Below are 15761 nucleotides of genomic sequence, written 5' to 3'. Positions count from 1 at the left end.
GCGCGACCGAGTGCGGGGGCATACGGCACTATCCGCACGCACTAGATGCTGACAGCATGGTGGCATGAACGTGGCGCTGCTCGGGACGGCAGGCGTCTTCCTTGCTCTCGCATTGACCACGCTGATCTGGGCGGTCGCCGGTCGTGCCGTCGGACGGCGGCACACCGTGCTGGTCGCGACATGGCTGTGCATGGCGCTGGGCGCGACGCTCGTCATCTTCTCCTTCTTTCCAACCTCGTCGGCCGAGGGCACGGTGTTCGGCTGGAGCCTAGGTGGTGCCGGTGCCTTCGTCCTGCTGATCTGGACGGGCGCCCTTCGGGCAGCTCGGCAGGCCGAACCCCGCGACGCCAAGGACATGGAGATCAGGCGGCAGGACGAGCAGATCGCGCGACTGACCGAGCGACTTACGATGCTCGGCGCCGACTGCGGGCCGAGGATCGTGCCGGGACGGCGGAAGATCGACTACCGGCTGACCGGAAACAGCAGGCGGCGGTTCGGAATCATCGTCGGTGACATCCGACTAGTGACCGATGTAGACGTCTGGGTGAGCTCCGAAAACACCGACATGGAGATGTCGCGATTCTATGAGCGCTCCCTCTCGGCCATTTTCCGGTACGGCGGCGCACGCCGCGACGAGGCTGGGCACGTCATCGACGACTGCGTAGATGCCGAACTATCCGCGAAGGTGGCGGGCCGACGTCCGGTGGTGCCGGGAACGGCGATATCCACCACGTCCGGTGAGCTATCACGCAGCAACAAGGTCAAGTATTTGATCCACGTGGCCGCGGTGTCGGGGGAGCCAGGCCACGGCTACCGTCAGGTTGGCAACATCGCGCTTTGCGCAAAAAACGCGTTGGCCGAGGCGGAGGGCCTTCCCGACGTGGCATCGGTCGTCCTTCCCCTTTTTGGTGCCGGGGCGGCTGGTGCCGATATCCAAGCTACCGTGCGGGCGGTCAGTGCGGTTGTGGCGGAACATCTGGAACGCGCGACTGCTCGCATACGTACGGTGTATCTCCTGGCCTACACCGATGCCGAGCTTGCCGCCTGTTCCGCTGTACTGAACGGCATGCCCGAACTTCGCCCCCCGTCCCGTTGACTGCGGGCCGTGTTGGGGTCGGCCGTCGCGACCAGTTCCGCGCTACGGCGTGTCCATGCCGCGGCTAGTGACTCCGGCCATTCGACGAGTACGGCGGTGCAATGCAAGTACATTGACTCCCCACCGTCAGGTGCGCAGAGCTGAGCCTGGATCGGCAGCGTCGAAGGGTACCGCTCCCGGGCAGTTGAGTCGAGCGGCGCAGGCGAAAGGCCCTCAAGCTCGCGCGTGACGTTGATCGCGTCGATGAGCAGGTCGCGCAGAAAGTAGTCCGCCTCCCCCGAAGTGGCCCCGGTGGCCAACCGCACGAGCCGCTTCGCCTGGCGGTGTCGGTGTGTCCGGTCGCGCCATGACCGGTCGCGCGCACCCGGCGTTGGCTCTAGTCTGGCCAGGAGCCCGGCCACGCGCTCGCTCGTGACCGGGTCAAGTCGTCCCAGGACGCGGTGGCCCACAGCACGAGCAACAGCGAAGCCTGCCTCCCCCCAGCGGACGCGCGGGTGACTGACCAACCACGCGCTATCGGCAGCAACTCTGGGCGACCTCTGTCGCTGGTGTGGTCGTTGACGGCGCGGGCCAGTTCCCCCAGGACCAGCTCGACGCCCTTCGGGCGATCGGTCCACATTCCGCCAGTAAGCGTGCCGGCGACCTCCATCAGACAGCCACCCAGGCGGGGGTGGCTGTGGCTGTGTGCTCGCAGAACCGGAACCTGGTAGACGGAAATACGCGGCACCGACCCACCCTTCTCGACGAATACCACCGCATCGGATCGACTCCGGATTGCGGCGGGTGCGTTAAGACGCCAAGCCGACAGCTGGCCTTCGAGCTGAGGCGGCTTGGGTGCGGACGGACGTGCCGGGAAGTGAAGGATCTTCTGTTGCTCGTGGCAGGCTTACCGCTTGAGTGGAGGATCAAACGTGCCGAAAGCATACGCATTCATATTGGCTCCAGCAAGGCATCGGGGTCGGGGTCGGGGTCGCAGTGATTGCACCACAGGGGGCCGAATCCTGCATAGAGTGTGAGATCGTTTCAGGCGTTACAAGATCTCCCTGGCTTCCGCCATCTATCGGTAGCAATAGGACGAACCGACCCGCCGAAGCGTACGACAGTCGACAGAAGACGCTCGCGCGCCTGATGGTTGATCTACTCACTTGCAGTACCCTCAACCTCTGTAGCGGCAGACGTCGTCGGGGCACCAGGTCCAGCCCTGGCGAGTGTACGGATGGAAAGGGTCGGATGTGACCACTCTGAACCCCTCGTCGACGCCCTACTGGATGAGAATGGCCGCTGAGTTGGGCGGCGTGATCGGGCGATCCTCCCGAGCGGCCTGCTTCATCCTGGGGGCGGGTTGCTCGCTCACCTCGGGCGCGCCACCCACGAGCATTGTTGATCAGGCGTTTCGCGATGCCACGAAGGCCCGCTTCGAAGGGATGGATTTGCGAGACGCGCTGCACACCATTCCAGAACACGAGAAGCAAGACCTTCTCCAGCCGCTGTTCTCCGACGTTCGGCCCGCGCGCGGATACCTGGCGATCGCGGCACTGGCGAGACACCGGCTCGTGACTGTCATAAACCTCAATTGGGATGCCGCTTTGACCCTTGCGTGTGAGCAGGTCGGGGTGCGATACGAGGTGAGGGAGCTCAGGCAACTCACCAGAAACCGACCGCCTCCGTTTGAGACGGGCCTCGTCAACATCCACGTGCACGGGATGATCGGCGTAGAGTGCCGCTACGGTCGACTGGAGACACTCACGTTCAGTAAGGCCGAGACTGCATGGTTGGTTGAACACGGGCTCGCGAACACGACCGTCATCATCGGCGCCTCGCTACAGGCCGAGACCGATATGACCATGGTCTTCAGCAGGTGGGCTGAGTCGGCCGGGGGGCGCCGGCCGACCTCGTCCCAATGGTTCTTCGTCCGTTCTGATGGAATTGAGGCGGACCACAAGCTCCGCCGGGCGAACGTTCACGCTCAGCCGATGACGTACATAAGTGACCCAGACATAGACTTCGACACCGTCTCCACGCTCCTCGCCGACCGCGCGATCGGCACCATTCTCGGCACCCCTCGAAAAGCCTGGAGGTAAGCGAATGTCTACGGAGCACTCCGTCTGGCAGACGCTGAGGAATCGCAAGGGGAACATGCTCGATCTGCCACCGCTGGAGCAACTCGTGCCACCCAAGGACAAAATCATGCGTGGCCTTCTCGCTAACCGTGTTTGTTGGGTCGCGGGGCCGCCGAAGGTTGGCAAGACGGTCGTCGCGCACTATGCGGCCTATCTCAAATGGATGGCTTTCGCCTCACATGACACGTACCCGCCTCAGATCATGACGATTGATGGTGGGCCAGAGTGCGCGAGAGCCGTGGATCTTGCGATCGAGGCGCCACACAAAGAGAATCTACACGTCGTTGTCTTCGAGAACCCTTTCGGCGCAACTGGCACACGTCCGAACGCTGTCTTCCTGCGCCAGTTGCGATTGCTGATCGAGGCGCGCCCGGATCTCTACATTCTCGTCACGACACGTCCGCGTGGTTACATCGAGTTCAATCGTGAGATTGAACCGCTCTCGCAATACACGACGCCATTGGCCCTGTCCGACTGGTACGCATCACATGACCTTGCCAGATACGCGGCAAGGGGAGAGCGCGAAGGCGTCGTCCCGCCCGCGCAGCTTCAACGTCTGAGCACCCCCGCGCTCATCGATGAATATCTGCTCCACAACGTCTCTCCCAACACGCCAGCGCAGCGCGATGTGCTACGCCGACGATTCGGTGGCAACGTCGAGGATGTCACGCTCGACAAGTTGGCGGTACTGAAGACTAGGCGCGACATCGGGAAGCTTGCTGTTCTCCTGCGGCTTCAGGAACATGCGCCAACCCTTCTGACGACCGACGAGATCTCCGCAGTGGCGGGGTTCGAGGTGACGGACCATCCACATCTCAGCCTCGTCGCCGTGCCTTATGAATTCGACGGCCTGCGGCGGCTGCGCTTCGAGCATTCCACTGCACGAGAAGCGGCCGACCTGTTGCTGTCCGAGTCGGCGGAGAGTAGTTTCTCTGAGTTTCGGGGTCTGGACGGCGGTGCGGGGCTCGGTGCCTGGATCGGGCGTGCCCTTGAACTCTGGACCGCCCAACAGGAAATTGCTCGGGGTGACTGGACAGGCTTTGGCGCCCGGCGTGAAGACATCCGAATCACCTTGGCCTCGGACGCGCTGGCACTCGCGGATCGCAGTATCGCCCCTGCGGTCAAGATGATTCTCGAGCTGTCCTACGACGAATGGACGGCGCAAGACCTCGGGTACGAAATCGCTTCCGCATGGCCGGACTATGCTCACAGCGAGGAGGTACGATCGCTCGCGCTGCGTCTCATGAGGAGCGCGCAGGTGGACGGCGGGTACGCACTCTTGGAGGCATTGCTTTACGTCCGAAGCAAGGACGTAAAGGAACTGTGGGAATGGCTTGACGGCTACCTGCTCGGCTTGGCCACGATGGACCGTGAGCCGACGAAGCAGCTCCTGCTCGCGCTTGATGGCCTTGCCTGGCGACCCCCGCCCGACTGGCATGAACTGGGCTTCTGGGCGAAGACGACGCTGGAGAGGCTCGACCCACACGAGGACGCCTGGGGCTTCATCCGGTTCATGGCGGGCTACCACCCTGAGGGCGTCGCCTACCTGGCCCGGAAGGCATCAGAGTCGGTCCAGACGCTCGTCGCGCAGGACCAAGGGGTGGAGTGGAATGCGGGTCAAGCCGACACTGCAAGCTGGCTGGTCCGCTGGCACTACGTTCACCAGTGCCGGGCTCGCGCCCAGCTGGCCCGGCAACCCTGGTTGGATCAGCAGTTCCTCTGCCAGTCGTTCCACCCGGAAGTCACCCATTACGACCGTGACCACAACGCGGCCCGGCTGATCCGTTCCCTGAGAACAAGCGGTCGAGACGCCGCAGGATGGGGATTCTTCCTCGCGGAGAACCTGCGCGCGGTCGCCCCGAGCACCTATGGGGAGAAGACCCAGACGGAGGGCAGGCTCTCCCTCCGGGAGGCCGAGCCCGGTGGCCAGGGTGTCCTCGCTGTAGTGCTGACATACTCGGTCGACCAGAATGTGCTAGCCGACGTCCAAAGTCATTTTCACCGTCCCGCCGCAGTCACTCGACTCATGGAGGCATTGACTGACGGTCTTGTGGTCAGCGGCACCCGGCTGCTCGAGCCCCGCTTCAGCTACCGACGCAACCTCGCCGCCATCTACTCGACCTGCGGGCTGGACTGGTCCGACGTGAAGGCCGCGATCCCGCCGAGCGACCTTCTCACCGCTGATGGAGTATTCGACGTGGAGGGCTTGATCAGGCGGCTGGAAGAGGCGGCACGAGCGCATCCGCTGAAGGAGGACCAGGCCCTGAATTCCCTCCTTGTCGAGGTCATTCGCCGGGTCCGTAGCGGTGACCTGACCGCGCTCACCCCAATGGAGCACCGGGCCCCACGGAACGCAGGTAGGGACCAGGCGTACCTGGCACTCCTCGAATCCTCGGTGGCATTCCTGGCAACGAAGGAGCATGCCGGTGGCTAGAGGCTCCAGGCTCGCCGATCTCAACGGTATGTGGGCGTCGCTCAGGTTGCTCGCCGGGGGCTGGGGATCGGCGGACGGTTACTCGGTCGAGCTGGCCGTGCGGCTCGCCCAGATGACCCGTGCAGAACTCGCCCGTCACGGGATCGACGACGTCCGGGGCTGGCGGGATCTTGGTGTATCGGTCGAGCGCCGGGTCCTGTTTTCCTCAGGAATGCTAATCGGTCGGACTTTCCCGATGAAAGTGTGGGTCAACGCGAAGGACGACTGGCGACGCCAGCGGTTCACCGTCGGCCACGAGATAGCGCACTACCTTTTGCCACCTCGCTACGGACTCCTGCCGGACCTGCTCGAGCAGATGTGCGACGCCTACGCCTCCGAAATGCTGCTACCGGCCTCCCGGGTCCGGTCCCGGCTGGGCGCCTCGGGGAACCTAACCTCGGCCCGCGACGTCGTGGAGATGGCCAACGAGGCGCGCATCAACTTTTCGCCCGTGCTCTACCAGGCGGCGCGGACGGCGTGGGATCCGAACTTCAGCATCATCCTGGGCTCTGCGAAAACGGGTTGTCTGCGGGTACTGACGGGGGCTGGACCGCGGATCGGTAGTCCGCCGAGGGGCCAGCGGATCTCTTCACTGGGACGGTGGCGGGTTCTCCGCACCGAGACCGCGGCGCTGGCTCGCCGATCTGGGGTGGCCGAGCTCGACTACAGGTTCATCCGGCCGTCGGAACCTGACGAGCAGGAATCCCAGTCCGGACGGGTGCAGGGCCTCGCCAGATGGGATTCCGTCGAGCTTCCCGGTAGACAGACCGTCATCACGGTCAACTTTTTGGGGCTGCCGAACGTAACGTTCCACTGATCACCGTAAACAGTCAGCGGGCCAGGACGTCGAACTCTGTGGCCCGGCTACCGTGAGGAAGGCATTGTGGAAGAGTTCGTAGATCTGGTAAACGCGAACGGAGAGGCTGTCCTCCGCCATGTACCGAGATCGGAGGTCCGGCGTCGTAAGAACGAACTGATCAGCCAAGGCCTCTTTCAGCCCATCGTCATCGTCGTCGTATTTGATGACGACGATCGAGTGATCGCCCAGGTGAGGGGAACGTCAAAGGGCGACGATGGCGCACTGGAAATCGACCATGTGTGCGGCGTCGTCGCTGCTGGCGAGGCATGGGAGGAGGCCGGCCGACGGGAGGCTGCTGAGGAGGTCGGCGTTGAATTGGCGGACCTGGAGTTGATTGAGCAGCGCGTCAACGTCTACCAAAGGTATCGGAGCCTGGCCGTGGCCAGAGCGCTTGGTGACCCGAAGGTGGTCAACCCCCACGAGGTGTCGCGGGTGTTCCGGGCATCTCCCGAAGAGTTGCGGACCATGCAAGCCGACGCTGCCTCATTCGTACGCGGCTTCTTCGACGACTTGAACATGGCGCTCGTTCGCCGACACCGACTGGAATCCGCGCTCGGCGTGTCGATGGTGCCTCACGGGGGCCGATCAGCGTAGGGCGGCGCGCAGCATGCGGAGCACGGAGGCGTACCGGGCATCAAATAAGGGATCCGCGAGAAATTGACGGGCACCTGGGTTGCCCTCGTGAGCCAACCGTCGGATCCATCGCTTTCGCCATTCGACGAAGGCTCGACCCGTCTCCAGGAGTTCGGCTGCCGAGCTGGACGATCCCCACTGGCGAAGGATCCTCCCGGCCCGCTCCGCCGGCTCAAGTGCGCTGCCGAGGCGCTCCCAGGAGGTGAGTTCGATGGGTTCCAGGGGTGCCCATGCGAAGACCAGAGAGATCAAGTTCCAATCGTGTGTTCCCACCGTGGAAAGTTCAAAGTCGACGATCGCGGTGGGATCACGGCGCCCGTTCAAGACGATGTTCGTCGGGTGCGGATCGCCGTGCACGAACGCGTCGCCGTCGGACATCGGTGGGGCCAACCAGTCAGCGTGCCGAATTTCCTGCCGGATTCCAGCGCTCGCGAAGGAGAACCGCTGCATAAATCTCGTCACCGCCGTCAACAGCGAGGGTTGCGCCGCCCAGCGCGGCAGCGTGCCCGGTAGCGCGAAGCCGGGCATGTAGGTGAGGATGACGGAACACGAGTCGATCCGTCGGATCTGTCGCGGGCAGCCGGTGAAGCCGCGTCGCGCCATCGCGCCCAGCGCCTCCTCGACGGCGAGCGGCCAGCGGTGACCCTGCCGCCGCACGACCTTGTTCGCTACTCTCTTTATCCTCCCGCCGTTCAGATACCCGCCGTGCAGTGTCCGGACCACGTTCGCCCGTCTCGCCTTCACAACGATGAGGGGCATGGGTCCCGCATGACCAGCCACCACCCGCCGAATGTGGCCTACGTCGGCCCTAGTCGCGGAGCTCAGCGTCGGGCTCAAGTTTGACGTCCAGGTGATCGGCGTCTCGCCAGATCTCCGAAGTCTGCCGTCGGAGTCGACCGAGAAAGACGAGCGAGGCGTGGAATCCTGGCTTGTACGGCACGTACGAGTGGATCTCGCCGAAGCGACAGAGATACGGGATCAGTGGGTAGCGGATTTTCCGTTTGACCACCTCTAGATCGGACTCGCCCTTGAGATGGTAACTGCGCTCACCGTCGCGCACTCCGTCGCGGTCCGCCACGTCGATCTTCAGATACCTGCCCGACGCGGGCACTTCGCGGAACCGGGTGTCCAGGAAGCGCCCGAACAGCGGCATCGACACGAACCACCACCGGTGGTTATGCCGGCTGTCCGTCCCCACGCCGTCCGGCCAGACGTGGAGTCGAAGGCGGTAACCGCGGAAGGACATGAGGATGTACTTGCGAAAGCCGATGGGGTGCATCTCAGTTTTCATGTTGCCCTCAACAGATCTAATGTCGGCTCTTCCCGGCCCGTTCCGGGGGTTAGGCGAGGAGTTCGAGGACTCGTGCGGCTCGTCGGTACTTGGAGTCGTGCACAGAGCTTGCACCGAGTGATTCATGCAAACTCGAGGAGAGGGTCGTCATCAACTGCTCGACTCGCGCGTCGGCCAGCATCGAGGGACTGATTCTCGGATAGATCGGAAGTTCTATCTCGCTGAACATCCCGGTCTCGCGACTCGCCTCCGGCTGCCGGAGGTTCGCCACGTCGGCTCGATCGAGGCTGCAACGCAATACGTCCTTTCCATCCAGCAGCACGTAGAACGTGTACCGGTACTGGGCGACGCAGATCGCCGGCCTCAGCTCATCCGGCCCGATGCCGGTCGCCTCCCATAGGAAGCTCCCTGGGTGGCGTATGTCCTGACGGGACAGCAGAGAGCGAACGACGCTGACCGCCTCCGGGGAGGTCGGTCGCAGTTGGATGATGCGTTTTTCGTCACCGTCGAAGATATGGCGGTGATCGCGTCTAACCTCATTCTCGTCCGCACCGTATTTAAAGGCGCAGAAGGCATGGGTTTTCGGGTTCGAAGTGGTGCGGAGAACCATGTGTGCGTGGAGCAGGGCGTAGTCCTCGGTGTCGTAGTAGACGCCGGTATTCCGCCGTGGGTCGATCCTGTCGTTGGGCTTCTCAAGGATTTCTGCCCCGGTCACGATGTCGCCTATTCGGCACGTCATGTAATCGAGCCAGGCGAAATAATCCAGATTGGTCGTTTCGTTCCGGATGGCCAGCTTGGGCCCGAACTGGTTGAAGAGCACGAGATTGCCGTCGCGTTGGAAAGTCGGAATGTCATGCAACACTTCACCGCCTGGCTCATGCGGCTGAACCGGCCGCTATGTCTAGTCATGCCGTTAGTGTTCCTTCTTCCGCGGACTCTCATTGAACCGCGTGCATCGCCTACGGTCAAGGGCTCATGGCATACCATAGATATCGGTGTCGTTACCGATCTTTCGCTGCGCGTCTAGTTGCCGGACCGATTTTCGATTGCTCGGCAACGAGAGTCCTCTCAATAGGGACCTCTCAGGTCTCCGAGCACAAAACCGTGGTAGCCGGACCTGCTTCGCCACCCCGGGCCGGGGACTGCGTAGATTTCCGTGTTTGACCTGGGTGTGGTCCGTTGGACAGGACGTTGATCCTGTCCGGAAAGGACCACGTCATGGCAGACAAGAAGAACGCTGCTCAGCTTCCTGAACCGACCGAGGTGGAGGTGGAGTTCGCGCAGCAACTGGTCGAGCGGGCGAAGGCCGACGGAGTGTCGTTGGTCGGGCCGGGTGGGCTCCTCGCGGGGATCACCCGCACGGTTCTCGAGTCAGCGCTCGATGCGGAGCTGGACGCGCACCTCGACGAGGCCGGTGTCGACGAGGCCACCGGCCGGCGGGCCAACGTCCGTAACGGTCGCGGGGCGAAGACGGTGCAGACCGAGGTCGGGCCGGTGCGGATCCAGGTCCCGCGGGACCGGGCAGGGTCGTTCACGCCGCGGATCGTGCCGAAGCACGCCCGCCGCCTGGACGGGTTCAACGAGGCGATCCTGTCGCTGTACGCGAAAGGATTGACGACCGGTGAGATCTCCGCGCATCTGGCGGACGTGTACGACGCCGAGGTGTCCCGGGAGCTGATCAGCCGGGTCACCGACAGCGTCGTGGACGAGATGGAAGCCTGGCGGCAGCGGCCCCTCGACAGGATCTATCCGGTGGTGTTCATCGACGCGCTGGTGATGAAGATCCGCCAAGGGCAGGTCGCGAACCGGCCTGTCTACGTCGTTGTCGGCATCAGCCTCGACGGGGAACGCGACGTGCTTGGTATGTGGGCCGGCACCGGCGGGGAAGGCGCCAAGCAGTGGGCCGGCTACCTCACCGAACTGCGTAACCGGGGCGTCGAGGACGTGTTCATGGTCTGCTCCGACGGCTTGAAAGGCATGACCGACGCTATCGAGCAGGTCTGGCCGCAGGCGGTGCACCAGCAGTGCGTCGTGCACCTCGTCCGGGCGTCGCTGCGGTACACCAACCGCAAGGACTGGCAGAAGATCACCCCCGCCCTGCGGGAGATCTACACCGCCCCCACCGTCGCCGCGGCGGAGGCACGCTTCGAGGCGTTCGCCGCCGAGTTCGGTGACCAGTACCCGGCCGTGATCCGGCTGTGGCGCACCTCCTGGCCGCAGTTCGTGCCGTTCCTCGACTACGACCACGAAGTCCGCAAGGTCCTCTACACGACCAACATCATCGAGAGTTTGAACGCCCGGTTCCGGCAAGCGGCCCGCCGGCGCGGGCACTTCCCGACCGAGCAGGCCGCGATGAAGGTCCTCTACCTCGTCGTCCAGCAGAAACGCCGGGGTGGCGGGAGTATCACCGGCCGGGTCTACGGTTGGGCCAAGGCCCTCAACGCCCTGATCCTCGCCTACGGCGACCGGATCACCATCTAAGAATCTCGATCACACCACAGGCCCAAACACGGAAATCGACACACTCCCGCGGGTGGTAAGCGCCGGCCGGCGGTGGGGCAGCGCCCGACGTGCTGCCATCTATGGCGGCCTGGGTCGGGGACGCCGCCCGTGAGCCGGGCGACCTCGATTACGTCGTCACCCCGCACACCATCACCAGCGACAGCGCCGACGCCCAGGCACGGCGCGACGACGCCAAGAACGCGGTCCGAGCCGACCCGGGTCCGGGGCTGCAACCAGACCGGATCACCGAGTCCGCGATCTGGAACATGTCGACGATCGACGGCGGGCAGGGGTGCCGGCCGCTGCGCAGCGCGCCTCGATCCACCGTCACGGTGCCCAACTTGATGCTCGACCCGCCCACTGGGACCAGAAACCCCAGGCCCGGGGCGAGTAGGACCGCTGGCCCTCACGGTCGGCGACGCTGAACTCGCGGCCCGGCTCCGGGGCGAGCCGGACCAAGGCGTCCACGCCGTGCGCCGGCGCTGGATCCGGGCCGTCCGTGCCGGCGGCCCGGGAGATCACCGCGAGCGCCACCTCGGTCCGCCGGCACCGCTGTTCGTCCAGGCCGGTGGCCTCCGCGTGGGCGGCCAGCGCCCAGTAGAGGGCGTAGTAGCGGGCGTAGTGGCTCAGCGTCGAGACGCCGGGGACCAGGATGTCGACGCCCGCCATGACTGGCGCCTCCACGGCCAACGGGTATCGGCCGGCACGCGCCGTCAGCCCCGGCTCGACCCAGGCCGGGCCCTCTAAACGGCTATCGAGGATGCGATCACGGTCAGTGTCCCCTCGCTGACATTTCGCCATTGTCGCCCGTCCGGACCGCGTATCACATCCGCCGAGCGGGCGACCACTATGGATGGGGACGGTGCGGCTGCCGGCGGCATCGCCGAGCTGCATGTCCGCGGATGGAGGGAGCCACCGCGAGCATTCGCCGGTCGTCCTGTTGAGGCCGACTGCGGGCAAGGCTTAACTTCGGAACCTACTTTTGAGGTACCAGCGAAGAAGATCCAGATCAGACGTTTTCGGCCGAAGTCAACGGGTTCCTGCTGAACGACCTCGGTGAGCTTCTCGAGGAAGTCGTCGCACCAGCCGCGGGGCAGATACAACTCCCGGTCATGAGCGGTTTCTGCCCCGGCCTTGACAACCGTGCCGTCGCTCCAGTTGATGTCCACGGTGTCGCTAGACTTGCGCGAGCTTGAGAGTCGTGCCGAGCGTAATCGGCGGTGGGGCAATGGTTCGTGTCGCTCGGACACATTATTTCCCCACGAAGCGTGATTTCTCTTCGCGTTTCGAGCGATCCCCGTCCCGTTGGGCGGGGATATTTGCTGTGCGGGTCAGGGCGTTCGTCGGGGCGGTGAGCGGGAGGACCGCCGTGTCGGTTTCGATGGTCCAGGCGTCGTGGTCACACACGATGATCATGTTGTTGAGCCGCAGGTAGCCTGCGACGCTGTCTGGATCCTGGTCGCGCATCGCCGGGTGGTGCCGACGCAGGCAGCTGTCGTGTCGAACCCTGTCCAGGAGATGGTCCTCTCGGATGTAGAGGGTTTTCTGTCGTCTCGATGACTGCGCCCGGGGGGCGGCGGTGTCGGTGGAAGGCTTGCGTACGTACGAATTTGGCGGGCCACCTGCGGCGACCAGCTGAACTCAGGAAATCCATCGATGCGCATCTTGCTCGACATCGTATCGATGGTCTATGGTGGACAGGTGTGCAACTCGTGATCATCTCGGCCGCAGCTAAACGCATTGGGCAAGCGGCGATTCTGAGAGTTGCTTGAATATCACATGTCCACACGCTCATCTACGGGGGGATGAAGCTATGGTCAACTCTTCGCTGCAATGATTGCTGCCGGCGCGGCGCCCCTTTCCCTGGTGCGCTCGTAAACCGCTGTGTGCCAATGACCTCTGTACGACAGCGAGCCGGTAGTTCTTTCGGTCGACAGGCTGCCCACCATGTACTCCGGCCGTGCCGTGCTGCACGGAGCCCCGGAGTGCAGTGGCGCCGTAGCCAGGTCGCCTTACCTTTATTACCGGGTTTCCGGCTGCGTCGTGCACATCGATGACACGGAGGAGTAATGCCGACAGCAGCCCGCCGGAGTTCCGTTTCCAGGCAAGGTGCTACCCATGCTGTTAACCCCGATCTCGCCGTCATGCGCCGGACCTCTCTGCACATACGGGCGAACCTGCCGGTGGAGGAGTGGAAGCGCATCGGCCTGCGGATCGGGGCGATCTCAGAATCGTCAGTCTGGTGGCTCGGTGACTGGCTCGTCTACGGCCAACGCACCTATCCGGACCGCTATCAGCGCGCGATCAAGGAAACCGAGCTCGACTATCAAACCCTGCGCAACTACGCCTGGGTGGCGGGCCGATTCCAGGCCGGCCGGCGCCGGCACACCCTGTCGTTCCAGCACCACGCCGAGGTCGCCGCGCTGCCGCCGCCCGACCAGGACAAGTGGCTCGACAAGGCGGAGCGCCTCAAGTGGTCGAGAAACCAGCTGCGCAACAACCTGCGCGAGGCCCGGGCCAGCGAGGCCGGGACAAGCCGCGCCTCGGCGGTCCGGGTGTCGGTCAACATCCCGCAGGAACAGGCGCAGGCCTGGCAGGAGGCGGCGAAACGTGCCCAGCAGGAGCTGCCTCAGTGGATCGCCAGCGTGCTGACTGAGGAAGCCCAGCGGAACGCCGCAGTCGACTCGGCTCAGCGCGGCGTTGCGGCAGGTGAGGCGATCGAGGCACACGGGTGACGCCGCTGGCGCCGCCCCTTGGCGGCGACCAACTGCTGTGGTTTCTCGTGCAGATCGCGCTGCTGTTGGCGGTGGCGACGCTGCTCGGCCGGCTCGCCATGCGTTGCGGGATGCCCCCGATCGTCGGTGAGCTGTGCACGGGGGTGCTGCTCGGCCCGTCCCTGCTGGGCAGCGTGGCTCCGGGTGTCGCGGAGCGGCTGCTGCCGCGGGGTGCCGAGGCGGCACATCTCGTTGACGCGGTCAGTCAGATCGGCGTGCTACTGCTGGTCGGGCTCGCCGCGACACAGCTCGACTTCACCGTGCTCCGGCGCCGCCGGTCGGCTGCGGTGTGGGTCAGCGGGGCGGGTCTGGTGGTGCCGTTCGTGCTGGGCCTGGCGCTCGGTCACGCATTGCCGGGCGAACTGCTGCCCGCCGGGGTGGACCGCACCGTCTTCGCGCTCTTCCTGAGCGTGGCGATGTGTGTCAGTGCCATCCCGGTCATCGCCAAGACGCTGACCGACATGCGGTTGCTGCATCGCGATGTCGCCCAGCTGGCGCTGATGGCGGGAACGCTCGACGACGTGATGGCCTGGTTCATGCTCTCCGTCGTGGCGGCGATGGCCGCGTCCGCGCTGACAGCCGGGGCGGTGGCGACATCGGTCCTGGTGCTCGTCGCGTTCGTCGCTGTCGCTGTGGTGGTGGGCCTGCCGCTGCTGCGCCGACTGTTGGTGCGGATCCACGCGTCCGACGAGCCTCGGCTACGAATTCCGGCCATCGTCGTGGTAATCATCGTGGGTGCGACGGTCTCGCACGCGCTGGGGCTCGAGGCCGTGTTCGGAGCGTTCCTCGCCGGTGCGCTTGTGGGCCGGGCAGGTGGTTCCGGGGGGCTCGGTGCGCTGCGCACCGTCGTCCTCACGGTCCTCGCGCCGCTGTTCCTCGCGACAGCAGGGCTGCGGGTCGACTTCACGACCCTAGCCGGCGGAAAGATGATCGCCGTCGCGGCGGCAGCGCTCGTCGTCGCGATCGTAGGGAAGTTCGCGGGTGCCTATCTCGGCGCCCGGCTGAGCCGGCTCGGGCTGTGGGAGGGCACCGCACTCGGTGCCGCGATGAACGCCCGCGGGGTGGTGGAGATCGTGATCGCCACGGTCGGACTGCGGCTCGGTATTCTCGACATCCGCTTCTACACGATCATCGTGCTGGTCGCGGTGGTGACCTCGATCATGGCGCCGCCGCTGCTGCGGATCGCCATGCGCCGCATTGAGGAGACCCCTGAGGAGCAACGGCGGGCTGTACTGCAGGACGCTTGACTCGGCCGAACGGGCCACCGGAGATCCGGTGGCCCGTTCGGCATCCGACGGTCAACCCAGGTCGGGTGGGTAGGGAAAGGCGTCGAAGGCCACGTCCAGCTCGTCCGGGGTCAGCCGCGACCAGTGCCGCTCCAGCTTGCGGGCGACCTGCCGGTCCAGGGGAGCGTTAAGGGTCTCCGGTTGCGGCTTCGCGATGCTCTGGACCGCCCACGCCATGCCGGTGAGCTCGTCGATCCTGCCCCAACGTTCCGGGCTAATCTCAAGCATGATCATTGCGCGGTTGTAGGCGTGCCAGGTGTGCCAGTTCATCGGCGGCTCACCGTTGGGCCCGGTGTTCATCATGTGCACGTGATAGCCGTCCGCCATCCGAGGGTCGTAGAGAGTGCCCTCGCCGAGCAGCCTGAAAGCGCGGGCAAGGTCCCGGTCCGTGCGGCACCATCTGGTCAGGATCTCGAGCTGTGCCCTCGACAACACCTGATAGGCGGCCTTCGCCGGCGCGACCCGGGTGTAGAACTTGTCGGGGTAGGTGCCGGCCTGCCGGGTCAGCAGGAAGACGTTGTAGAGCCCTTCCGCCGAGCCACCGAACGCGTCGCCGACGGCTGCATAAGCATCCTGGATCTCCTGGCTCGGATCGTAATAGAAGACCATCTCGTACTCGTACCACAGCTCGTTCATGACCCGGTCTCCGTGCATTCCCGGCACCGGGGGCAGGGGTCGTGGCCGGGCGGTGGCCGAAGCGGGCCCGGCGTCGACGCCGACTAGCCCG

The 15761-nt window shown here is 64.9% G+C and carries 14 protein-coding genes; 8 read left to right on the top strand and 6 right to left on the bottom strand.

The features are described 5' to 3' along the window. Positions 1-64: 64 nt before the first annotated feature. From F4558_RS13845 to F4558_RS13825, 5 genes are all read left to right on the top strand, one after another. The gene (locus F4558_RS13845) at positions 65-1096 is read left to right on the top strand and encodes a macro domain-containing protein (protein ID WP_167944468.1); all 1032 of its coding nucleotides are present in this window, start codon (positions 65-67) and stop codon (positions 1094-1096) included. Positions 1097-2328: 1232 nt separating this feature from the next. Continuing rightward, positions 2329-3177, top strand: coding sequence for a hypothetical protein (locus F4558_RS13840; protein WP_167944467.1), 849 nt, complete (start codon positions 2329-2331; stop codon positions 3175-3177). Between the two features lie 4 nt (positions 3178-3181). Beyond that, complete coding sequence (locus tag F4558_RS13835; protein ID WP_167944466.1) at positions 3182-5650, top strand: hypothetical protein; 2469 nt, start codon at positions 3182-3184, stop codon at positions 5648-5650. After that, on the top strand, positions 5643-6506 hold the full coding sequence (locus F4558_RS13830; RefSeq protein WP_167944465.1) for an ImmA/IrrE family metallo-endopeptidase: 864 nt from the start codon (positions 5643-5645) through the stop codon (positions 6504-6506). Before F4558_RS13835 ends, F4558_RS13830 begins: the two co-directional genes overlap by 8 nt. A gap of 66 nt (positions 6507-6572) precedes the next feature. Continuing rightward, positions 6573-7142 (top strand): NUDIX domain-containing protein, encoded by a 570-nt coding sequence (locus F4558_RS13825; protein WP_167944460.1) that lies wholly within the window; start codon positions 6573-6575, stop codon positions 7140-7142. Here F4558_RS13825 and F4558_RS13820 read toward each other — a convergent pair. The 3 genes from F4558_RS13820 to F4558_RS13810 are packed head-to-tail and all read right to left on the bottom strand — an operon-like array spanning position 7134 to position 9292. Further along, on the bottom strand, positions 7134-7940 hold the full coding sequence (locus tag F4558_RS13820) for a phosphotransferase (protein WP_167944459.1): 807 nt from the start codon (positions 7938-7940) through the stop codon (positions 7134-7136). The two genes, F4558_RS13825 and F4558_RS13820, sit on opposite strands and share 9 nt — an antisense overlap. A gap of 49 nt (positions 7941-7989) precedes the next feature. Further along, on the bottom strand, positions 7990-8472 hold the full coding sequence (locus F4558_RS13815; protein WP_167944458.1) for a hypothetical protein: 483 nt from the start codon (positions 8470-8472) through the stop codon (positions 7990-7992). Between the two features lie 49 nt (positions 8473-8521). Continuing rightward, positions 8522-9292 (bottom strand): hypothetical protein, encoded by a 771-nt coding sequence (locus tag F4558_RS13810; protein WP_209273287.1) that lies wholly within the window; start codon positions 9290-9292, stop codon positions 8522-8524. Positions 9293-9690: 398 nt separating this feature from the next. On the opposite strand from F4558_RS13810, the gene F4558_RS13805 reads away from it, so the two are divergent. Continuing rightward, positions 9691-10953 carry an IS256 family transposase gene (locus F4558_RS13805; RefSeq protein ID WP_167944456.1) on the top strand — a complete coding sequence of 421 codons (1263 nt, stop codon included), beginning with the start codon at positions 9691-9693 and terminating at the stop codon, positions 10951-10953. A gap of 348 nt (positions 10954-11301) precedes the next feature. Here the strand turns inward: F4558_RS13805 and F4558_RS13795 are convergent, their stop codons facing one another. Together F4558_RS13795 and F4558_RS13790 are read right to left on the bottom strand one after the other, a co-directional pair. Then, complete coding sequence (locus F4558_RS13795; protein WP_167944455.1) at positions 11302-11643, bottom strand: hypothetical protein; 342 nt, start codon at positions 11641-11643, stop codon at positions 11302-11304. Between the two features lie 582 nt (positions 11644-12225). After that, positions 12226-12441 (bottom strand): hypothetical protein, encoded by a 216-nt coding sequence (locus F4558_RS13790; RefSeq protein ID WP_167944454.1) that lies wholly within the window; start codon positions 12439-12441, stop codon positions 12226-12228. A 602-nt stretch (positions 12442-13043) separates the two neighbouring features. Between F4558_RS13790 and F4558_RS13785 the strand changes: the two genes are divergently transcribed. Together F4558_RS13785 and F4558_RS13780 are read left to right on the top strand one after the other, a co-directional pair. Next, complete coding sequence (locus F4558_RS13785) at positions 13044-13709, top strand: LmbU family transcriptional regulator (RefSeq protein WP_245241320.1); 666 nt, start codon at positions 13044-13046, stop codon at positions 13707-13709. Continuing rightward, positions 13706-14995 (top strand): cation:proton antiporter, encoded by a 1290-nt coding sequence (locus tag F4558_RS13780; RefSeq protein WP_167944453.1) that lies wholly within the window; start codon positions 13706-13708, stop codon positions 14993-14995. Before F4558_RS13785 ends, F4558_RS13780 begins: the two co-directional genes overlap by 4 nt. A 51-nt stretch (positions 14996-15046) precedes the next feature. Here the strand turns inward: F4558_RS13780 and F4558_RS13775 are convergent, their stop codons facing one another. Then, positions 15047-15670: a hypothetical protein gene (locus F4558_RS13775; RefSeq protein ID WP_167944452.1), complete on the bottom strand. Its 624-nt coding sequence runs from the start codon at positions 15668-15670 to the stop codon at positions 15047-15049. Positions 15671-15761 lie beyond the last annotated feature (91 nt).

Source organism: Micromonospora profundi (assembly GCF_011927785.1).
Classification (GTDB): domain Bacteria; phylum Actinomycetota; class Actinomycetes; order Mycobacteriales; family Micromonosporaceae; genus Micromonospora; species Micromonospora profundi.
The sequence above is the reverse complement of the archived record's forward strand: the minus strand, read 5'-3'. Positions and strand labels throughout refer to the sequence as shown.